This is a genomic window from Collinsella sp. LCP21S3_D3, assembly GCF_052118305.1.
In the GTDB taxonomy this organism is placed as follows: domain Bacteria; phylum Actinomycetota; class Coriobacteriia; order Coriobacteriales; family Coriobacteriaceae; genus Collinsella.
The window spans coordinates 71856-93843 of sequence record NZ_JBQKHK010000002.1; the positions used below are offsets into that span (position 1 = coordinate 71856).

Below are 21988 nucleotides of genomic sequence, written 5' to 3' on the forward strand. Positions count from 1 at the left end.
GATATGGCCGTCAATTTGAAAACCGTAAAAGACACGGTGAATCTTGCGGCAGGGGTTTTGGCTGCTGCCGCCGGGGTTGTCGATGGGGCAAAGCAGCTCGGTTTCGATGTCGATGGGGCCGTGAAAAGCGCTGCCGACGGGGCAACCAACGGCGCACGTGTTGTTGTCGACGGCATCGGCAAGGGATTTGGTGCTGCGGCGGAAGGCGTCGGCGCGGCAGCCGGCGCGTTGGGGGATGCCACGAAGGCGTTCCAGGACTCAAGGGCCGCTGCGGAGGCTCGCAAGAAGATCGATGCCGCGAGGCAATCAATATTTGAAGGCGCGTCGACGGTGATGCCCCTGCACGAGTTCATCTGCCAGCAGGGCAAAGCCTCCGAGGCTGCGTTCAACGGCTACGATATGCCCGGCTGCTATCTCATCGCGACATACCGCAGGCATGACCACGATAAGAACTTCAGCGACTATCTCGGAATATACGTGGGGTCAAGTGATCGTATGGCGGACGATATCGCGTCCATACCTACGCGATTGGGCGATCCGGATGTCTACGCTGACTACAAGTACCGGCAAAACATTTTGCTATTCGTGTATCCGTGCGAGCTGAAGGACGTCGACGAACGTCGTGGGCTCCTGCTGCGTTCGTTTGACGGCGAGAGGCTCTACAACGGCACTGGATTATCGGTCGAGAGAGCGGCGGATGAAGACCTATAACCTGGACACCATCAAGAAGGTCCCCTTGCGCGAGGTGTGGCCGCATGAGGCCCACGACTTCACCAAGTGGCTGGCCGAGGAGCAGAACCTCGCAACCCTCGGGATGGCGGTCGGAATCGAGCTCGAGCTCATAGAGACTGAGTCCTCGGTCGGATCGTTCAACGTGGACATCTACGCACAGGAGTCCGGTACGGGCCGCAAGGTGATCATCGAGAACCAGCTCGAGGACACCAACCACGACCACCTCGGCAAGGTGATCACGTACGCCGCCGGCAAGGGCGCAGAGGTCGTCATCTGGGTCGTGGCGCGCGCCCGCGACGAGCACCGCCAGGCCATCGAGTGGCTCAACCAGCACACCGACAGCGACTTCGGGTTCTTCCTGGTCGAGGTCGAGCTCTGGAAGATCGGGGACTCCCTGCCCGCCCCGCGCTTCGGCGTGGTCGAGCAGCCGAACGAGTGGACCAAGGCCGTGAAGCTCTCCGAAGGGCTCAGCGAAACCGAAAAGGTCAAGCTGGCGTACTGGACGGCGTACCGCGAGGTGGCGGGCGGCCATCCGGAGTTCCTCAAGGAGTTCAGCCCGCAGAAGCCCAGCAAGGACCATTGGTCGACGCTTCGCCTGGGGGTCTCGGCATACCATCTCGCCCTGCTCATCGATACGCACAAGGGCCGCACGGGTATCGAGCTGTACGTGGACGACGACAAGGAGATCGGGCACCGCGCCATCGCCAACAGCGGAATCTTCGAGGAGCGCCTCGGGCTGACGGCGGCACCCTTCGATGCGAAAAAGGCCTCGGGACTGCGCTTCTACAAGGCGGGCCACCCCATCAAGGGCCACCAGGACGCATGGCCGGGGTACATCGAGGAACAGCTCGGATGGGCCCTCGAGATGAAAAAAATAATCGCGGAGATCGGACTTTAAAAGCGCTTCGGCAATTACTGGGCTTATTGGACACACTTTTTGTCCTATAAGCCGACTGTTTTCTGACTACAAAATGCGGGGATGTCATCGAAAACAACGCTTGCGGTTTCCAGATTCTGGTGGGGATAGATATCTCGAGCAAGGATTCCGATGCTAGACGATGCGCCCGGTAAGGTGCCCGGACGCATCGCGGTCGGTCTGTTGGGGGCCGTGCATCTGACGGTAAGATCTATCACGATGTTACAGGGCATGCCATCTTGCGGTCTTTCCCGTTCCGTCGCTATCGATGGTCTTGTCCACCTTCTTCATTTTCGCTAGAAGGTTCGATACCTTCTTGGCCTTTTGCGCGTCGGTAAGGCCCGAGGGGAGAAGATCGTTGATGAGGGCGGTGATTTTCGCACGTGGTGCGGGCCCCGTTTCTGAGAGCATCTGAATGACAAGCGCCTTGCAGGCCTCTTCATTGAGGCCTTTGCTGCGCGTGTAAGACACCTCCTGTCCCGTCTTCGAGGCAAGGGCGTTCGTGATGGAGATATGGGGGTACCTGCCTTCGATAAGCTTGAGTCGATGCAGCTCTGAGGCCTCCTCGTTCGTGATTTCCTCGCCTTTTTGAACCTTGTCCAAAAGGTAGACGACGTCCATCGGAAGGTCCGGCTTAGCATAGAGTAGCCTGCTGTAGCTCTCATTGATGGTCTTACCGTAGACACTTACGCGCACGCGGGTTGGATTCGAAAGGTCGTAGGTGGGTAGGGGGAAGTATCGCTTTCTCTGCATCTGGAATACTTTGGGGATTCCCATGGCGATGGTGTCGATCATGTCCATCTGCACCATCGCCTCGGAAAGGAAGGGGTTGCGGTAGTAGCTTGGCTTAAAACCCGGCCGCATCGCATTTTCGATTGTCTCCGGAATGAAGGACCCTTCGTTTAGGAAAACGAGGTGATCCTCGAATTCCTCGACGTTGATTCGCCCCTGCATGGAATAGTCTTGATGGGCGATACAGTTGTTCAGGAGCTCTCTGATGATCTCGGGTTCGTACTGGTCAGCCTCAAAGGGAAACAGACTCGCGCCATTTGCGTTGAACCGGTACTTCTCGTTGCGGATTTTCCCGAGTACCTGGTCAATCGCGAGAAGGAAGGGTGGTTTGAAGTGCTCGTAAGAGGTTACCGATCCATTGGAGGCATAGAGAGTCCAGGTGATGCGCGGGCTCATCCCATCGAGCAAGCGGGTGGATTCCGGCCTTCCGAGCAGGATGAGTGTCGTCGGGGTGATCTTGCCGTTTCTGGTTAGGTTTGCCATGTCGAGAATCGTGCGGTCATCCATGTCCGCGAACGCCCCGGAATGCCGTCGGTGCTTGGAGAGAAAGAGCCCCACCGCTTTCTTCACGGCTTCGGGGTCGAGGTCCTCGAAGGTTGCTTCTTCGATTTCGAGGGCACTCCAGTCCGGCCTCCGCATTTGGCGTATCTGCTCGTACTTATCGATGGGGAGTGGCCCGAGTGATTCGCCCTCGCGCGCCCATGCCGCATTGTTGAACGCCGTTGGCATGCCCGGCGTTGCGGCGGGGATTTGAAACGCGAGGACGCGTTTGCCGTCAATCCTGAGTTCATGGATCTCTCTCAGGGTGAGGTGGTTGTTCGCGCGGTCCGCAATCTCCTTTTTAAGGGATCTAAGGTTGGCCGGATTTCCTTCTCGGTAAGCGGTTCCGCATGCGACCTTGTCGTTGTCCATACCGAAGATGAGCCAGGCGTCTTGTTTCCCGCGCAGGACCGCTTCGTTACTCAGGGCGGAGAAGTACTTCCCGAGATTCTTGAAACTGAAGTCGTTTTTCGCTTCCTTGAGCTCGATAACCTCGCTCTCGTAGGGCTTCTCGATACGGGCGATGAGTTCAAGGACGTCGTGATCGCTGTAGTACAAGATCGCTCCTAACGGTCTCGTGGCTGATATTTAGTCGTAAGATACGACTAAATACCGAAATCAAAGTCATTTTAGTCCAATCTAACGACTAGAAATAAAGATGTTGGACTGTTTATAGGACTAAATACTGTGGAAGGCCCGGCTTTAGTCCAATCGCTGTTTGACGGCCCGCCATATCCGTAACCCGGAGGTCGTAGGTTCAAATCCTGCCCCCGCGACCAAGAACTTGCAGCTCGTCGGCCTAGCCGACGAGCTTTTTTGTTATTCCGGGATCGTGTTTTCGGTACGGTCCGCAGCTTCTCAAACAATATCTTGATCTGTAACAGATGGACCCGATTTGGACGTCTGGCCGTTACAAATCGAGACAAACCAGCACGCCAGCCTCCGTTTGTCTAAATCTGTAACACGAGGAGCGATTTTTGTCGTCTAATTGTTACAGATCAAGATTATTCGGAAGCCCGGTTTGGTTTGTCTCGATCTGTAACGCCTAGGGCCGGTTTTGGTCGATAGATGTTACAGATCGAGACGTTTTGTTGGGATGGTTTCTATTGTCTTGATCTGTAACAGGTAGGGGTCAAAAGTGGGTCTAGCTGTTACAGATTTAGATTGTTGAGGATGGGTCGAGAGGAATATCTCGATCTGTAACAGTAAGACCCGGTTTTGCTGGGTAGCTGTTACAGATTGAGACAAATCGACGGGCCACCCCGCCCCATCCGCCTGCCGCTGCCTGCTATCCGCCGATTTTCGTTGTGCCGCTGTACCCCCATGCCATATCCTCTAAACAACTACGCGGCACCATCGCCGCCGCGTCTACAAGAGAGGAATGTCCATGACCGCACCTGCGTCCAAGCTGCTCCAGCCCATTACGGTTGGCCCCCTTGAGCTCAAGAACCGCATTATGTTCCCGCCGCTGACCACCGGCTATGAGGAGCGCGACGGTTCCATCGGCGAGCGCAGCCTGGCTTTTTACGAGCGCCTGGCCCGTGGCGGCGTGGGCTACATCGTCATCGGCGACGTCGCTCCCGTCATGACCGCAAGCCCCACGCCCAAGCTGGCGACCGACGCCCAGATCCCCACGTTTAAGGCACTGGCCGACGCCGTCCACAAGCACGGTGCCAAGGTCGCGCTGCAGCTGTTCCACCCCGAGTACGATGTGCCCGGTGTCGGCCGCATGGTCATGGGCTCCATGGCTGCAGCCAAAGCCGCGCAGGAGGCCAAGGCCGCCGGCGACGAGGAGACCTTTGCCGCCAAGATGGCCGAGTCCAACGAGATCCGCAAGCAGGCATACGCCAAGCTGCACCACGACATGCAGCACTTTGTGAACGAGGCGAGCGTAGAGCAGCTCGCCCAGATCAAGGAGGCCATCGCTGCCTCGGCCGCTCGCGCGCAGCAGGCCGGCATCGACGCCATCGAGGTCCACGGCGACCGCCTGGTGGGTTCGCTGTGCTCCGCGATCCTCAACAAGCGCACCGACGAGTACGGTGGCTCGTTTGAGAACCGCGTTCGCTACGCGCTGGAGGTCGTCGCTGCCATCAAGGAAGCCGCGCCGCAGCTGATGGTGGAGTATAAGCTCCCCGTGATCATGGAGAACCCCGACGGCACGCCGCGTGGCAAGGGCGGCCTGCAGCCCGATGAGGCCTGCGAGTTCGCCAAGCTGCTCGAGGGCGCGGGCATCGATATGATCCAGGTTGCACAAGCCAACCACACCGGCAATATGGGCGACACCATTCCGTCCATGGGCGCCATGCCCTACAACTGGACGCTGCCCGTGGCCGAGCGCGTCAAGGCCCTGGTCTCCGTGCCGGTGGCAACTGTGGGCCGTGTTGTCTCGGTCGAGGCTGGCGAGAAGATCCTGGAAGACGGCGCAGCCGATATCATCGCCTATGGCCGCTCGCTCATGTGCGACCCCGACATTGCGCTGAAGGCCGCCACGGGCGAACCCATCCGCGAGTGCCTCAACTGCAACAAGGGCTGCGTCGATGCGATTCAAAACCGCAGGTACATCTCGTGTGTGCTCAATGCCGAGAACGGCGACGAGGCTACCATCGCCATTAAGCCGGGCGAGGGCGACAAGAAGATCGCCGTTGTGGGCGGCGGTATTGCCGGTCTGGAGGCCGCACGCGTGGCGGCCAAGCGCGGCTACGACGTGACCGTCTACGAGGCGAGCGATCACTTGGGCGGCCAGATTGTGCTGGCGGCCGCGCCCCCGCGCAAGGACGAGATTATGCGCTCCGTCGATTATTACGAGAAGATTCTGCCCGGCCTGGGCGTGAAGGTTGAGCTCAACCACGTCGCTACCACTGAGGACCTCAACGCCGCCGACGCCGCGATTGTGGCTGTGGGCGCGCACGACGTGGTCATCCCCGTTCCGGGTGCCGATTCTAAGAAGGTCGTCTCGAGCTGGGACGTGCTGGCCGGCAAAGTGGAGCTTACGGGCCGCGTCGCCGTCATTGGCGGTGGCCTGGTGGGCACCGAGACTGCCGAGTACCTGCTGCAGCACGGCTGCGAAGTGGCGATCGTGGAGATGCTCGACAAGATTGCCGCAGGCGAGTCCGAGACCATTCTGCCGCTGATTATGAGCGACTTTGCAGAGCACAACGTGGAGCAGCACGTGAAGACCCGTCTGACCGCCATTACCGACGAGGGCGTGGAGGCCGTGCGCACTGCCGATGACGGCGCCGAGGAGCCGGTGAAGATCGCCTGCGATTACGTGGTGATGGCCGTCGGTTCCAAGGCCAACGCGTTTGACTTGGATGGCGTTACGGTGCCCGTGACCTGTGTGGGCGACTGCTCGGGCGAGCGCACCGCCGACATTGCGAACGCCATTCGCACGGCATATCACGCGGCCAACGAGCTGTAGTTGAACATCGCGGCCAGGCGGGGCGGTAGCACGGATCTGTCTCGCCCGGCCGCGTCCCATCGGGTGTCAATCGGGGCGGGGCCTGCAAGCGCAGCAGGTCCCGCCCTTTTTGTTTTGCCCCGGTGGACGGCAATGCGCGCTAATCATGGGGAGTGAGGCGTCTACTGCCTTGCAGGCTGCTCAAAATTATTGGAGGAGGGGTTAATAATCATATCCTCTATTCCAAAGGACATAAAGAGATGCCAATGTTGCTGGCAAGCGAATGACGATTAGCTGCGAGCTAGTTACCAGCGTAAATAATCAATAAAGAAATATCGTAAATTGGTGTCAAATTCCCAGATAGCGCCGCGTCTATTTTAATTAACTGCTTTGAGCAAACGGTAAAATGCTACTATCTAACTTGCACGTAAGAAAGCAATTTAACGTTTAAGGCTAAGAAGTAGAAGTGGCAGGTATGTCAGAAACAACAAGGACTCGCACGCATGCGCCCGAGATTAGGCAGCGCGCTGTCGAGATCCTCCAAGAAGGGGTCGGCCATCGCGCGCTCGCCGCAGAGCTTGGCATCCCCCAGGCCACAGCCCGTCAGTGGGCCCGTGCGTATGCCGTGGGCGGCGCCGACGCCGTTCTCAATGCGGGCTCTCATCACCACACATACTCGTTTGACGTTAAGCTTGCCGTGGTTAAGGACCGCTTGGAACATGGTCTGACGGTGCGTGAGGTCATGGTCAAGCACAAGATCCCCAGCGAGTCTTCGGTTAAAGCTTGGTGCCGACAGTATCGCGACGGTGGCGAGGCCGCCTTGGTCGATAAGCCGCGGGGTCGTAAACCGCGCGTTAAAAAGGCGGAATAGCGAACGGGATGGTGCGTCCGCAGGGGCGCATTTTTCTTGCCGCGCCAACTTTTTGGACCGCCGCGAGTCTATCGGGACATCCTTCAAAGTGGTCAATAAACCGCGCGCAGTGGCCCGTGCGCCCGCCGCTACGAGAGGGGGAGCGTTGCCTCTCTACTCCAAAGCGGACATGTCCTTACCCCATACACCTAAAACTCCCCAGTTGACCGAAAACCTGCCGCCTGAACTCCCAATTTGAGCTATAACGTTAAATAATTGCAGCGTTTTTGCATGGGGGAGTGATGGTATGACGCTACTGTATTTCCTTACCCTGTTTCCGCTGGTACCGGCGATGGGCATGCTGCTCGCGCGCAGTGACCGAGCCCGCGATGCGGTAGGGCTTGTAGGCTCCGGCATTATTATGGCGGTGACCGTTGTAGTTGCCGTCTTATTTTTTGGCACGGGTCCGCAGGGCTTTGAGGTTGCCCCCGGCACCTCGCATGTGCTCTCGATCATCAGCTCCGTCATCGACGTAATTCTGTGCGCCGTCATCCTGTACAACGCGTTCAAATATAGGAACGCGCTTACCGGTGTGCTCGGCGTGGTGCAGCTGGTGGGTTCGGTTGCCTTCGCTGCCATGACGCTGCCCACGGCCGAGGTCGTCACCGCCACGCCGCTCTACCTGGACTATATGAGCGTGATCATGGTGCTCGCCGTTGGCATTGTCGGCAGCCTGATCTGCGTGTATGCCCTGGGCTACATGAAGGACTTCCAGGCGCACGATGAGCACGAGGCCGCGCTGCGTGGGCAGACCGCGCCCGACCGACGCCCGCAGTTCCTGGCGCTTATGTTCCTGTTCCTTTCGGCCATGTTCGTCATCGTGACGAGCGACAACCTGGAGTGGCTGTTCTGCGGCTGGGAAATCACCACCGTGTGCTCGTTTCTTATGATTGGCTATACGCGCACGCCCGAGGCTATCAAAAACGCCTTTACCCAGATCATCCTCAACATGCTGGGCGGCATCGCGTTTTTGGCGGGCCTTATGTTCCTGCACGTCAACGGCGTACCGCTGACCATCTCGGGCATGATCGAGCTTTCCGGCGCCGGAACCGCGCAATCCGCGCTGCTGGTGCTGCCGGTCGTCTTGCTGTCGATCGCCGCGCTTACCAAGGCCGCACAGATGCCGTTCCACACCTGGCTGCTCGGCGCCATGGTCGCCCCCACGCCCACGAGCGCCCTGCTGCACTCGTCCACCATGGTCAAGGCCGGCGTGTTTTTGATGGTCAAGCTGAGCCCGCTGTACGCCACCTATCCCGTGACCGGCATTATGGTCACGAGCGTGGGCGCCATCACGTTTTTGCTCGCCGCCCTCATGGCCGTCTCGCAGAGCAATGCCAAGCGTGTGCTCGCGTACTCCACCATTTCCAACCTGGGCCTCATCAGTGCCTGCCTGGGTGTCGGCGCGCCCGAGGCCGTGTGGGCCGCCATCTTCTTGATCTTGTTCCATACGGTGGCAAAGTCGCTGCTGTTCCTGTGCGTGGGCACGGCCGAGCATCATATCGGCAGCCGCAATATCGAGGACATGGACGGCATGTTCAGTCGCATGCCGCACCTGACGCGCCTGATGATGCTGGGCATCATGGGCATGTTCGTGGCGCCGTTTGGCATGCTCGTGTCTAAGTGGGGCGCCCTGGTGGCGTTTGCGCAGACCGGCAATGTGCTCATGATCATGGTGCTGGCCTTTGGCTCGGCCGCGACGTTCTTCTTCTGGGGCAAGTGGCTCGCCAAGCTCTCGGGCGTGGATTCTACGGCCGAAAACGTGGAGGGCAATGTCCATAAGACCGAATGGATAGCGCTCAACACTATCGCCGCGCTGCTGATTCTATGCTGTGTAGCGTTCCCGATTATCTCGAGCGGTCTGGTGTCGCCTTACTTGGCCATGGTGTTTGGCCGCGTGCCGTATGTTATTGGCAAGGATGCCATGTATCTAATGGTGGTTATCGTGGCTTTTATCGCCGTGGTGCTGCTAACTTCATTCCGCGTGAGCGACAAACCGCACGTAAACGTATATCTTTCGGGTGTGGGAACCGACAATTACCGTCATTTCCGCGGCTCGATGGGACACGAGGTGAAGGCCGAAAAGCGCAATTGGTACCTGGAGGATGCCCTTGGCGAGAATCGCATTGGCCCCGCGGGCAGCATCGTGTGCTGCAGCATCATCCTGTTCGCGCTGCTATGCTGCGTATGGATTGGTCCCGATACGCTCGCCATGGGCGAGCCCTCGGTGCTGCGCGGCAAGTATTTCGAAGGCTCGGGCGTCGTGGGCATCTTTATAGGCACCGTGGCGTTTGCCCTGCTGGCGCCTTTGGTTGGTGGTCTGATCGACGGCATCGACCGCAAGCTGTCCGCCCGCATGCAGGGCCGCGTGGGACCGCGTCTGCTGCAACCGTTCTACGATGTAGCCAAGCTCCTGCGCAAAGCCCCTGCCAGCGTAAACACCGTGGACGATACCTACATGGCGTGCGCGCTCATCTTTACCGTGGTGGGCGGCGGCATCTTTGTGTCGGGTTCCAACACACTGTTATGCGCCTTTATGGTTACCCTCGCTGCGATCTTTGTGGTGCTGGCGTCCGCCTCGACGCAAAGCCCGTTTGCCCAGGTCGGAGCCGACCGCGAGCTGCTGCAGGTCATGAGTTACGAGCCCGCCGTTTTGCTGATGAGTGTGGGCCTGTACCTTGCCACCGACAGCTTCGATTCCATCGCCGTGACGGGGCAGTCGGCCCCCATCATCGTGTACAGCGTGCCCATTTTCCTCGCGCTGCTCGCGGTGCTTACCATCAAACTGCGCAAGTCGCCGTTTGACCTTTCGTACTCGCATCACGCGCATCAGGAGATCGTCCAGGGCGTCGCCACCGAGATGAGCGGCGGCACGCTGGCCAAGATGACCCTTATGCACTGGTGCGAGACCGTGCTGTTTTTGATGTGGGTGGGCATGTTCTTTGTTTGGGACAACCCGGTGAGCTGGGTCGTCGCCCTGGTCGTTATGGTCATGACGTATTTTGTCGAGGTACTGATCGATAACACCTTCGCCCGTAGCACCTGGCGCAGCTGCTTTAAGCTCGGCTGGGGTGTGGCGCTGGTGTTTGGCCTGCTCAACCTTATGCCCATCCTCGTCGACGTGTTTATTTAGGAGGCGGCATCCATGGATCATAAAATGTCGCGCTCGCCGTGGGTTATTCATTACGACGGCTCGAGCTGCAACGGATGCGATATCGAGGTGCTGGCCTCGCTCACGCCGCTGTTCGATGCGGAGCGCTTTGGCGTGGTCAACACCGGCAACCCCAAACATGCGGACATCTTTTTGGTGACGGGGTCGGTCAACGCCCAGAACTTGCCCGTCGTGCGCCAGATTTACAACCAGATGCTCGAGCCCAAGTGTGTGGTGGCGTGCGGCATCTGCGCGTGCTCGGGCGGCGTGTTCCGCGATGCGTACAACGTGATCGGTGGCGTGGACCGCGCGATTCCCGTGGACGTGTACGCGCCCGGATGCGCCATTCGCCCCGAGACGGTGATCGACGCCATTGTGGAGGCGTGCGGCATCCTGGACCAGAAGGAGGCCGTGATGCGCGCCGGCGGCGACCCGCTTACCGTGGGCGGTGCCGCTACCTGGGATGGTGGTGTTGAGCTGGGCGAGGACGGATTTGTGGCCCCGGCTGAGGCCGGCGACGCGCCCGCCGCTGGCGACGCACCTGCTGGGACGCCCGCCGCGTCCGCCGCTGCAAGGGGGGCCGAGTAATGCAAAAGGCAATCTATACCACCGTCGAGCTCGATGCGCTGCTGTCGCATGTCCAGGCGCTCAAGGGTGCCGGTGCCCGCTTTGTACAGATGCACGCTGAGCGCAATGTGGACGACGGCACGTATCGCTTGGTCTATACGTTCATCAACGTTCGTGCTGCCCAGGAGCAGATCGCGCAGGACGGCAGCTATGCGATTGAGAACCTGGTAGTCGATGGTATCGACCGGTACCAGGAGATTCCATCCATCAGCTCGTACTACCCTGCGGTGTTCCCGTTTGAAAATGAGGCACACGACCTGTTTGGGCTTGCCATTACCGACATGCAGATTGACTTTAAGGGCTTTTTCTACCAGGTCTCGACTGCCGAGCCCATGAGCGTCATCACGCCCGAGGTTAAGGCTGCGCGCGAGAAGGCCATGAAGGTCCGTGCCGCCGCCGAGGCCAAGGCGCGCAAGGCCGCGGCCGAGAAGGCCGCCGCGGCTGCTGCAGGGGAGGGCGCTGCGAGCGTCGGCGATGCCGCGGGCGCTGCCGTCGCTCAGCCCGCTGCGGCTGCCGGCTCCGATGCTCAGCATGACGAGGCTGCCGCCAAGGCCGCGCTCAAGGCTGCCGAGATGGAGGCAAAGCTCGCCGCCATGGATCCCGAGAAAGCGGCCAAGGTTCGCGCGGCGCTTGCCGCCAAAGCCGCCCGCGATAAGCAGAAAAAGGAGGCGTAAGGTCCATGGCACATCGCTCCGTTATTCCGTTTGGCCCGCAGCACCCGGTGCTGCCCGAGCCGCTTCACCTGGACCTGGTGCTTGAGGACGACCGCGTTATCGAGGCAATTCCGCAGATCGGCTTTGTGCACCGCGGACTCGAGAAGCTCACCGAAAAGCGTGACATGCACCAGTTTGGCTACATCGCCGAGCGCATCTGCGGCATTTGCGCCGTGGGTCACAGCTGCGGCTATGCCAGCGCCTGCGAGCGCATGCTCGATATCGAGGTGCCTGGCCGCGTGCGGTATATTCGCACCATTTTGCACGAGCTTTCGCGCATTCACTCGCACCTGCTGTGGCTGGGCCTGCTCGCCGATGCCTTTGGCTTCGAGGCGCTGTTCTATCGTTCGTGGACCCTGCGCGAGCAGATTCTCAAGATCTTTGAGAGCACGTGTGGCGGTCGCGTGATTCTGTCGATTAACGAGATCGGCGGCCTTAAGCACGATATCGAGGACTCCGAGCTGGCGGGCATTGTCCAGACGCTCGATGCCATGCGCCCCGACTACGAGGCCCTGGTGCATACGTTTTTGGACGACAACAGCTGCGGCGAGCGCCTGCATGGCGTGGGCGTGATCAGCAAGAAAGACGCGCTGGAGCTTTCGATGGTCGGTCCGTTTGGGCGCGCCTCGGGCGTGGACTACGACGTGCGCATGTTTGGCGACGGTGCCTATGCGGACCTGGCTGCGTTTGAGCCCATCGTTGCCACCGATGGCGACTGCTATGCCCGCTGCCAGGTGCGCTGTGCCGAGGTCACGCAGGCCATGGACATCATTAAGGAGCTTGTGGGCAAGATTCCGCACGACGGCATCGGCGGACGCACCAAGCTTACGCCGGCCGATGGCGCACGCGGCGAGGTTGTGATTGAGCAACCGCGCGGCGAGGCGTACTACTATGTGCGCGGTAACGGCACCAAGAATTTGGACCGTTTCCGTGTGCGCACGCCGACGTCGCAAAACCTGGCGGGCCTGACGCATGCACTGCAGGGCGTGCTCATTGCCAACGTGCCCATGATTATCCTGACCATCGACCCCTGCATTAGTTGCACGGAAAGGTAGGCGCGGCATGAGTTTGATGACATTTGCCAAGACGGCCTTGGGCTCTATGGTCAAGCAACCGGTCACGGTGTGCTATCCGCAGGAGGAGCTGACGGTGCCCGAGCGCCTGCGCGGGCATATCATCAACGATATGGACGTGTGCATCTGCTGCGGTATGTGCGCGCGTCGCTGCCCGGCGGGCGCGCTTGCGGTCGATCGCAAGGGTGGTACCTGGTCGATCGATCCGTACGCTTGCGTGGTGTGCGGCGAGTGCATCGAGAGCTGCCCCAAGCACTGCCTGACTATGGACACCGCCCGTACTCCGGTTGCGGCGAACAAGACTCCCACGGTAGAAACCAAGCCGGAGTAGCACTGGAATAGAGCTGGAATAGGGGCCGGTGGGGCAAAAATGCCCCGCCGGCCCCGCGCGTGAACGCGCGGCTAGGCTGCCGTTAACAAAACTATGCCGGTTTACGGGGCTGGATAGCGAACCTCCGACCATACAGAAAATTGCAAAAACAAAACCGCAGGTAGACAGCCTGCCGTTTTCCAAAAAATGAAGGTATGGATGAGGGTCCCGACTTTAGCTCCGTAATCCGGCATGGTTTTGAAATGGCACCATATCCGTAACAGCCTTTGATCTCCCGTGGACGGAGGAAAACGGACCATTTTGGCCTTGCGAGGGCTGCCTCGTGACCCGTCTGCCACGAAATGGGCCTATCTACTACGTTTAAGCCGTCGCCCTCAACCATGGCAAATAATGCGAAATAAAAACCGCAGGTAAAACTCCTGTGGTTTTTCATGAAACGCGGTTATGGTCGGGGGTGCAGGACTAAACGTAGTAGATGGGCCGATTTCGTGGCGGGCGCCGTCAGCCGATCTCCGCGGGCGGAAGAAAACGGATCACTTTGGTCCTGCGAGGCTTGCGGAGGCATTCGTGCAGGGGCGCCCGAACAAAACTATGTCGGTTTACTACGATAAATTCGACATCCCCGACCATGACTGCATTTTTCCAAATATTGCAAGCGTTCTACCTGCGGTTTTGCAAGCTCGCAATTTGCTGTGGTTGAAGGTGGGCGATTCATCGTAGTAAACCGGCATCGTTTTGAAATGGCATTAAATCGGTAGCAGACATTTTGTTATGTCGGGGCGGTCGGTCTTCGGGCAACTACCCTCGCAGGTAGGCGATGGCGATCTGCGTGCGGTTGCGCAGGCCCATTTTGGCCAGGATTGAGCTGATGTGGTTTCGCACGGTGCCTTCGCCCATATAGGCGGTGGCGGCAATCTCCTTGTTATCGAGGCCGCGGGCGATGAGCTCGGCGACCTCGAACTCGCGGTCGGTCAGGCTGACGAAGGCCGCGGGCCGGCGGGTCGTGCCCACCTCGACGCCCGCCCCATCAAAGTCGACATCCTCGATTGCCTTGCCCTCGAGCACGCGTTTGCCGTCCATGACCTGGGCCAACGCCGGCGGGATGGCGGCGACATCGGTTTTGATCAGGTAGCCGCGGGCACCCAGTTTGAGCGCCGACACAATGTACTCGTCATCCGAGAATGTCGTCAGAAACACCACGCGCGCCGCAGGGTCGCGCTCAAGGATCTCGCGGGCCGCCGAAAGCCCGTCGCGCCCCGGCATCTGAATGTCGAGCAGCGCGATATCGGGTGCGTGTTCGGCATAAAGAGCCACTGCGTCGTTGCCGTCGGCGCCGGTACCCACCACCTCGATCTGCGGCTGGGCGCCCAGGATTATCTTGAGCGAATCGACCACCAAGCGGTCGTCGTCGACAACGATGAGCCTCATCGGCCCTCATCTCCTTGCTGTTTGGGAACGGTGGCAAACACACGCCAGCCGCCGGCGCCGGCGCGCGGGCCGGCGGTGAAGGTGCCGCCAAGCGCCTCGACGCGCTCGCGCATGGAGCCGAGCCCCATGCCCTCTGCGGTGCCGCGGCTGCTTGCTTGGACCCCGCCTGCGCCATCGTCGGTAACGATGAGCTGGTAAAACGACGGATGCTCCATGCATCGTACGGTGACGGTCTGGGCGCAAGCGTGGCGTATGGCGTTGGAAAGCGCCTCGCGCAGGACCGCCGTAAAGCAGTTGGCGACATTTGCGGGCGCATGCTCGGCCAAAACCTCAAGTTCAATCTGCGGCCCGCCATCTGAGCGCGCGCCCTCCACGATGCGCTCGAGCTGTACGGAGAGATTCGCCGCGTTGTCGTTGAGCGCGTGGACGCTCGAGCGCACGAGCTGAAGCGCTTCGTCCACGGTGCGCTTGACGTCAGCGAAGTCGGCGGCGACGCCGGGCTCGTTGGCGTGGACCACGCGTAGGGCCTCGGTTTGCAGCGAGGCGCGCGTGAGCTGGTGCCCCACGTTATCGTGGATCTCGCGTGCGATGCGGGCGCGCTCGGCGAGCGTTGCGAGCTCGACCTCGTAGTCCTGGCGGTCGGCAAGGTCGCGGTTGCGCGCCTCGAGCGCGAGGGCTCGCTCCTGCAGCTCGTCGCGGGTGCGACGCATGCGCTCCTGCTCGCGCTCCAGCTGAGCGGTGCGCAGAGACAGCAAGGTGGCGGCGACTGAAAGGATGGCGGTCAACAGCAGCGCACGGGTGGGAAGCGCGCCGGCGTGGGCATATGCGACGAGTGCGCAGACAAAGATGGCGCCGGCGCCCAGCGCGACCCAAACGTGTTCACGGCGCACGCGTCGCGCGATGTCATAGAGGGCGAGGGGCGCAAACGGCACAAACGACGGCACAAAGACGGCCACCATAATGTAAGCGTAGCTCGCGGCCTCACCGGCGCGGCGGGCACGTTCGCCTTGCGCAATTTCCGTAAGCGAGGCGACTGCGACGCCAAGACAAAACGCCGCGACCAAGCAAGCATCCACAGCAAGGCCCAGAGCGGCCGCGATACAGCACGCCAGCATGATCGATTTGTCGAATAGCCTGTTCATACGGGTATTGTACGCGATGGTGCGCGCGACGATTGCTCAGGTGCCGCAACCGTGACATTCCTCCCGCCCGCCCCCGCCGCACTCGTGACAAAGCTCACTGGTGCGCGCCGGCGGCTCCTGCGATGATGCAATCGTACCGGGCCGAAATCAACAGAAGGGCCACCTCATGACAGACATCGTCCACGTCGAAAACCTCGTCAAGCGCTACGACGATCTTATCGCGCTCGACCACTTTAACCTGAACATCGCCCCCGGCGAGATCTTTGGCCTGCTGGGCCCCAACGGCTCGGGCAAGACCACGTCCATCAACTGCATTCTGCAGCTGCTCGCCTACGACAAAGGCACCATCGAGTTGTTCGGCGAGCCCATGACGCCCGCCCGCTACGACCTCAAGCGCCGCATCGGCGTGGTGCCGCAGCAGGTGGCGGTGTTCGACGAGCTCACGGTGCGCGAGAACATCGACTATTTCTGCAGCCTTTACGTCAACGACCGCAAACGCCGTCGCGCGCTGGTCGACGAGGCCATCGACTTTGTCGGCCTGGGCGACTTTGCCAAGTTTCGCCCCGGCAAGCTCTCGGGCGGCCTGGCGCGTCGCCTCAACATCGCTTGCGGCATCGCGCACAAGCCCGAGCTCATCTTCTTCGACGAACCCACGGTGGCCGTCGACCCGCAGAGCCGCAATGCCATCCTGGAGGGCATCTGCCGCCTGCGCGACGAAGGCGCCACGGTGGTGTATACCAGCCATTACATGGAGGAAGTCGAGCAGATCTGCAGCCGCATCATGATCATGGACGGCGGGCGCGTGCTGGCGCAGGGCACCAACGACGAGCTCAAGCGCATGATTCAGATGGGTGAGCGCGTGACCGTCGAGGTCGGCGCCGTCGAGCTCGCCACAGTCGAGCGGCTGCGCGCCCTCGAGCACGTGCTTTCGGTTGAGCTTTCCGGCGGCGAGCTCGTCTGCACCTGCGAAGCGAGCCCGCACAACCTGGTTGACATCCTCGACACGCTGCGCGCCGCCGATGTGGCGCTCGGCCGCGTGTGGAGCGAGCCGCCGACCCTCAACGACGTATTCCTCGAGATCACCGGCCGCAAGCTGCGCGACTAGGGGGCGGCCATGTTCAACACCATTATCATTACGGTCAAGACGCTGTTGCGCCGGCCGAGCACGTGGGTTTGGGGCGCGATCTTTCCCGTCGCGCTTTCCACGATGTTCATGTTTATGTTTGCGAATCTGAGCTCCGACGGCACGGTCGACCCGGTGCCGGTGGCCATCGTGGCGGATGAGGCCTGGGGCGCCTCGACCTTTAAGGACGTGGCGACGTCGCTTGCCAAGGAAGGCGACGACCAACTGCTCGAGATCCACGAGTGCGACGATGCAGTCGATGCGAACCGTGCTCTTAAGGCCGGCGAGGTCGCGGGCATCTATGCGGTCGATGCTGCGGGCACGCCCAAACTCACGTTGCTTTCGAGCTATGACAGCTCGCGTGCGACGTCGGTGCTCACCGACCGCAGCATCCTGGAGACGGTGGCAAGCTCGTATACGCAAAATGCCGAGCTCATGCGCCAGATTGCCCAGGACAACCCGGCGGCGCTCGCCGACCCGGAGGCGGTTGCGCGCGCCCTGTCGCTCGAGGGCGGCACTCGCCGTGTGAGCCTGACGCGTGCCACGCCCGATGGCACGGTCATCTACTACTACGCGCTCTTTGGCCTGGTTGCGATGATGTCTGCCGAGTTTGCCGCCTTGAGCGTCGTCGACCTGCAGCCCAATCTGTCTGGCCTTGGCGCGCGTCGCTGCGTGGGTGGCCTTTCCAAGACGGCGTCGCTGGCCGGCATCTTTGTGGGCTCGTGGTTGGTCTCCTTTGCCTCGATGACGATCGCGATCGGCTACGTGCGCCTGGTCGTGGGGGTCGACTTTGGCGGGCGCGAGGGGCTGTGTCTGGTGGGTGGTGCCGCGTCCGCGCTTGCCGCGACGGGTCTGGGCCTTTTTGTGGGCACGCTTCCCGTTAAGGGCGGCAAGGCGTCCAAGTCGGGCATCCTCACGGGCTTTGCCACCACGTGTGCCCTGTTCGCCGGGCTTTATGGCGAGCCGGCGATGGCGCTTGCCGACGACGTCGCCCGCGCCTGCCCGGCCGAGAGTTGGCTTAATCCCGTCAAGCTCATCTGCGACATGTTCAACCGCTTGTATTTCTTTGAGGACCTGGGCCCCTTTGCCGTTCGCGCTGGCGCGCTGGCCCTTATGGCGTTGCTGTTCGTTGCCGCCGCCACGCTGATCTTTGGAAGGAGCCGCTATGAGCACCTTTAAGACCGCGCTTCGCATGGCGCTGGCGCACCCGTTCTACCTGCTCATCTATACGGTGTTCATCTCGCTCATGGGCGTATTCATCGCGGCATCGGTGAGCTGGAACTCGTCGCAGCTCACCGAGTACGAGCCCTACGACACCAACGTGATCGTGGTCGACCGCGACGACAGCGATCTTTCGCGTGCGCTTACCAAGCACCTGGGCTCGCGCTTTGATCTGGTCACGGGTATCGGCGAGGACACCTACGACCTTGCGGACGCGCTCTCCAAGAGCAACAGCGCCAAGGGCAGCGCCGACTGCGTGTTCTTTATCCCGGAGGGGTTTGAGGACGACCTCGTTGCAGCCGCCCGAGCGGGGGAGTTCCTGCCCAAGCTCGATGTGACCTACGGTGCCGGCACCATGGCGGCGGCGCTTTCGTCTGCCGAGGCCTCGCGCTGGATCTCGCTCGCGGGCGCTGCGGCCGCACTTGATCCTACTGCCTCCGACGGTGACGTCGCCAAGGCCGCCGAGCATGCCGCCGCCAAGCGCGCGGAGGTCGAGATCGAGCAGGTCAAGGTCGACTCGACAGCCGCCGCCACGCTTGAGTCGTACTTCAACTTTGGCACGTACGCGATTATCTCGTCGGTCATCGTATCGGTGGGGCTGGTGTTCTCGGGCATGAACGAGCCCGAGCGCGTGCGCCGCATGGAGGCCAGTCCGGTCTCCGAGCGTCAGCGCTCGCTTGCCGTGTTTGCGGCCGCCGCCGTGCTCGCCGTCTGCATCTGGTTTGTGTCGAGCATGATGGGCGTCGTGGGCTTTGCCGGCGCGGTCGCCGAGGTCGGCGTAGGTCGTGTATGCCTAGCGCTGGCGGCAACGTTTGCCCTGGCGTGCACGCCGCTGGCCGTTGGCTTTGCGTTGTCGGGCTTGGGCGCGCGCGAGGAGCTGCTCAACGGTGTGGGTAACCTGCTCGGCATGCTCATGACGTTTTTGGGCGGCGCCTGGATGCCGCTGTCGCTGATGGGCCCGTCCGTGCAGACGGTGGCGCACTTTGTACCGACGTTTTGGGTGAACGACGCAATCGGCAAGGCACTCTCGTCGGACCTGACGTCCGCCGTGCTGGGAGACATCGCCTGCGATCTGGGCGTCACGGTGCTCTTTGCCGCGGCCATCGCCGCCGTAGGCCTAGCCCTCACTCACGCCAAATCCCACGCCTAGCCACCTAGTCATTGGGCGCTCATTGGGGACAGACTTAAACGACCAAGAGTGGTCATTGGGGACAGACTTAAACGACTAGTCATCGGGGACAGTCTTTGCCGATTCGCCGGCTCGCCGGCAGGGTTGGCAAGGGCTGTCCCCAGCTGCCGGCAGGAAAGGAACGTCCCTAGCCGCCAGGTGGCGAGGCACTCATTTAAGTCCGTCCCCAATGAGTGGTTTCAGTCATTTAAGTCTGTCCCCAATGAGTAGTCACTCATTTAAGAACGTCCCCAATGACTGGGCGCCGTACTTGACTTTGACCCCGCTTTAACGGGTACCATCCTCTATGTCTGTAACGCCATATAGACCGAGGGGATAGATCTATGACCGCAACTTCACCCGCAGCACCCGCTAAGGTGTACTTCACCAACTTGCGTACGCATGCTCGCGAGAGCCAGCTCGACAAGCTCAAGCGCCTCATCCGCCGCGCCGGTATTGAGCAGATCGACTTTGAGAACAAGTTCGTCGCTATCAAGATTCACTTTGGCGAGCTGGGCAACCTGAGCTTTTTGCGCCCCAACTACGCCCGCGCCGTCGCGGATGTCGTGAAGGAGCTGGGTGGCAAGCCCTTCCTCACCGACTGCAACACGCTCTATGTGGGTAGTCGCAAAAACGCGCTCGAGCACATCGACACCGCTTATCAGAACGGCTTTACTCCGTATGCCACGGGTTGCCAGATCATCATCGCCGACGGCCTTAAGGGCACCGACGAGGCGCTCGTCCCGGTCGAGGGCGGCGAGTACGTGCGCGAGGCCAAGATCGGCCAGGCGCTCATGGATGCCGATATCGTGATCAGCCTCACCCACTTTAAGGGCCATGAGCAGGCCGGTTTTGGCGGCGCCATGAAGAACCTGGGCATGGGAGGCGGCAGCCGTGCCGGCAAGATGGAGCAGCATGCCGCCGGCAAGCCGAACGTCGCGACCGAGCACTGCATTGGCTGCCGTGCCTGCGAAAAGATCTGCGCGCACAACGCTATCTCGTTCGAGGACACCCGCGAGCGCGAGCTTGCCAGCGGCGCTACTCGCACGGTGCACGTGGCTGCTATCGACCACGATCGCTGTGTGGGCTGCGGACGCTGCATCGGCGTGTGCAACCAGGACGCCATCAAGCCCGTCTATGACGCCGCGGCCGACGTGCTCAACTGCAAGATCGCCGAGTACACCAAGGCCGTCGTCGACGGCCGCCCGAGCTTCCACATCTCGCTTGCCATGGATATCAGCCCCAACTGCGATTGCCATCCCGAAAACGATACGCCTATCGTCAACGATATCGGCATGTTCGCGAGCTTCGACCCGGTCGCCATCGACCAGGCCTGTGCCGATGCCGTCATGGCGTCCGAGCCGCTGCCCAACACCGAGCTCACCGATAGCGCGGCCAAGATGGAGCATAACCACGAGCATCTGGAGGGCGAGCAGGCGCGTGACCCCTTCTGCATCACGCATCCCGACACCGACTGGCGCGCGTGCATCGCGCATGCCGAGAAGATCGGCCTGGGCACGAGCAAGTACGAGCTTATCGAGGTCAAATAGCGCCTAGCTATTGGACAATACAAGCGCCTTTGTGGCGTAATTCGAGCAAAAGCCGCTCGCGAGCACAGCGCTCACGGGCGGCTTTTCGGAAGTGCGGGGAAAGTCGAATACCGCCGACCACAAGGCGTTTTTGGCAACAAAACCCCTGATAAATTGTTGGTAAAACTGCGGTCTGCTCGGCAGTTCCAGATTTTGCCGCATACTTCCGAAGGCGGGAGCCAAAACGGTCCTCCAGCGCTGTAACCAACCATGATTGTTCGCCGTTGATGCGTCAACAAGAAAAGAATGGGTAAACAAGGGGTCACGTATGGTGCAAATTTCGCACGTACCCAGACGCTTTGATATAGTGTTGAGAACTCTTTACGTTGGAGGATGTAACCGGCATGTCCGATTCGAGCGACAGTTCTAGGCCGCGACCCAAGGCCGCGGCCGTTCTACACTACACGGTGGGTGAGGAGATCATGAACTCCGTCACCCATGGTGTCGGTTGCCTGCTGGGCATCGCGGGCCTGGTGCTCCTGATCGTATTTGCCGCTCTTCGCGGCGGAGGCCCGGCTCACATGGCCGCGGCGATTGTCTATGGCGTCAGTATTATCCTCGAATACCTAGCCTCTACGCTCTACCACGCGATTCAGCCCGCACGCGCCAAGCGCGTGTTTCGCATCATCGACCACAGTTGCATCTACCTGCTCATAGCCGGCAGCTATACGCCGTTTTGCCTCATCACGCTCGCAAACGACGGCGGCCCTATGCTGTTCTTTGCCGTATGGGCCATCGCCATTATCGGCATCGCCCTCGAGTGCTTTATGCGCGAGCGTCAACCGCACTGGGTAAGCGGCCTGGTTTACCTGCTGATGGGCTGGCTCGTCGTCTTTAAGCTGCCCGAGCTCGTGTCGCTGCTCAACCCCGTGGCACTTGCCCTGCTCGCTGTCGGCGGCGTGTGCTACACCGTGGGCGTGCCGTTCTACATCGCTAAAAACGTGCGCTACCTGCACAGTGTGTTTCACTTGTGGGTGCTCGCCGGCAGTATCTTCCAGTTCATGGCGGTGATCCTCTTCGTAATCTAGCGATCACGTCTGTGCCTGCGGACCCATCCAAGCGGCCGCCGGACGCAACTGCCCTATCCGTTATCTACGCTTACTACCTAACGTCCCGAATCTTGGAGGTTCGAGAAACT

17 protein-coding genes are annotated in these 21988 nt (G+C 60.8%); 14 read left to right on the top strand and 3 right to left on the bottom strand.

The features are described 5' to 3' along the window. The first annotated feature begins 3 nt into the window (after positions 1–3). Complete coding sequence (locus tag ACTQ1S_RS01435) at positions 4–711, top strand: hypothetical protein (RefSeq protein ID WP_441546891.1); 708 nt, start codon at positions 4–6, stop codon at positions 709–711. Further along, positions 698–1630, top strand: a complete 933-nt coding sequence (locus ACTQ1S_RS01440; RefSeq protein WP_441041498.1) for a DUF4268 domain-containing protein — start codon at positions 698–700, stop codon at positions 1628–1630. The genes ACTQ1S_RS01435 and ACTQ1S_RS01440 overlap by 14 nt, the downstream gene beginning before the upstream one ends. A gap of 240 nt (positions 1631–1870) precedes the next feature. On the opposite strand, the gene ACTQ1S_RS01445 is transcribed toward ACTQ1S_RS01440, so the two are convergent. Continuing rightward, a complete protein-coding gene (locus ACTQ1S_RS01445; RefSeq protein ID WP_441546892.1) occupies positions 1871–3538 on the bottom strand; it encodes an RNA-binding domain-containing protein in 1668 nt (555 codons plus the stop codon). Positions 3539–4367: 829 nt separating this feature from the next. Here ACTQ1S_RS01445 and bilR point away from each other — a divergent pair. The 7 genes from bilR to ACTQ1S_RS01480 all read left to right on the top strand — a co-directional run bounded on the left by bilR (position 4368) and on the right by ACTQ1S_RS01480 (position 13179). Then, positions 4368–6398, top strand: coding sequence for a bilirubin reductase, long form (gene bilR, locus ACTQ1S_RS01450; RefSeq protein WP_441546893.1), 2031 nt, complete (start codon positions 4368–4370; stop codon positions 6396–6398). 454 nt (positions 6399–6852) lie between these two features. Further along, entirely contained in the window at positions 6853–7248 is a 396-nt protein-coding gene (locus ACTQ1S_RS01455) for a helix-turn-helix domain-containing protein (RefSeq protein ID WP_229770663.1), read from the top strand. Between the two features lie 286 nt (positions 7249–7534). Next, the gene (locus ACTQ1S_RS01460; RefSeq protein ID WP_441546894.1) at positions 7535–10417 is read left to right on the top strand and encodes a proton-conducting transporter transmembrane domain-containing protein; all 2883 of its coding nucleotides are present in this window, start codon (positions 7535–7537) and stop codon (positions 10415–10417) included. A 12-nt stretch (positions 10418–10429) separates the two neighbouring features. Next, the gene (locus ACTQ1S_RS01465; protein WP_154516632.1) at positions 10430–11023 is read left to right on the top strand and encodes an NADH-quinone oxidoreductase subunit B family protein; all 594 of its coding nucleotides are present in this window, start codon (positions 10430–10432) and stop codon (positions 11021–11023) included. Beyond that, complete coding sequence (locus tag ACTQ1S_RS01470; protein ID WP_441546895.1) at positions 11023–11736, top strand: NADH-quinone oxidoreductase subunit C; 714 nt, start codon at positions 11023–11025, stop codon at positions 11734–11736. The genes ACTQ1S_RS01465 and ACTQ1S_RS01470 overlap by 1 nt, the downstream gene beginning before the upstream one ends. A 5-nt stretch (positions 11737–11741) precedes the next feature. After that, the gene (locus ACTQ1S_RS01475) at positions 11742–12830 is read left to right on the top strand and encodes a hydrogenase large subunit (RefSeq protein ID WP_441546896.1); all 1089 of its coding nucleotides are present in this window, start codon (positions 11742–11744) and stop codon (positions 12828–12830) included. A 7-nt stretch (positions 12831–12837) separates the two neighbouring features. Then, a complete protein-coding gene (locus ACTQ1S_RS01480; protein WP_441546897.1) occupies positions 12838–13179 on the top strand; it encodes a 4Fe-4S dicluster domain-containing protein in 342 nt (113 codons plus the stop codon). Between the two features lie 798 nt (positions 13180–13977). Here the strand turns inward: ACTQ1S_RS01480 and ACTQ1S_RS01485 are convergent. After that, positions 13978–14607 (bottom strand): response regulator, encoded by a 630-nt coding sequence (locus ACTQ1S_RS01485; protein WP_441546898.1) that lies wholly within the window; start codon positions 14605–14607, stop codon positions 13978–13980. Continuing rightward, on the bottom strand, positions 14604–15749 hold the full coding sequence (locus tag ACTQ1S_RS01490; protein ID WP_441546899.1) for a sensor histidine kinase: 1146 nt from the start codon (positions 15747–15749) through the stop codon (positions 14604–14606). Before ACTQ1S_RS01490 ends, ACTQ1S_RS01485 begins: the two co-directional genes overlap by 4 nt. Positions 15750–15915: 166 nt before the next feature. Between ACTQ1S_RS01490 and ACTQ1S_RS01495 the strand changes: the two genes are divergently transcribed. The 5 genes from ACTQ1S_RS01495 (at position 15916) to trhA (ending at position 21878) form a co-directional block, all read left to right on the top strand. Then, entirely contained in the window at positions 15916–16854 is a 939-nt protein-coding gene (locus ACTQ1S_RS01495) for an ATP-binding cassette domain-containing protein (protein ID WP_441546900.1), read from the top strand. Positions 16855–16863: 9 nt separating this feature from the next. Then, entirely contained in the window at positions 16864–18051 is a 1188-nt protein-coding gene (locus ACTQ1S_RS01500) for an ABC transporter permease (RefSeq protein WP_441546901.1), read from the top strand. Next, positions 18038–19243 (top strand): ABC transporter permease, encoded by a 1206-nt coding sequence (locus ACTQ1S_RS01505; RefSeq protein ID WP_441546902.1) that lies wholly within the window; start codon positions 18038–18040, stop codon positions 19241–19243. Before ACTQ1S_RS01500 ends, ACTQ1S_RS01505 begins: the two co-directional genes overlap by 14 nt. Positions 19244–19605: 362 nt before the next feature. Next, positions 19606–20811: a DUF362 domain-containing protein gene (locus ACTQ1S_RS01510; protein WP_441546903.1), complete on the top strand. Its 1206-nt coding sequence runs from the start codon at positions 19606–19608 to the stop codon at positions 20809–20811. A gap of 383 nt (positions 20812–21194) precedes the next feature. Continuing rightward, a complete protein-coding gene (gene trhA / locus ACTQ1S_RS01515) occupies positions 21195–21878 on the top strand; it encodes a PAQR family membrane homeostasis protein TrhA (RefSeq protein WP_441546904.1) in 684 nt (227 codons plus the stop codon). The last annotated feature ends 110 nt before the right edge of the window (positions 21879–21988 follow it).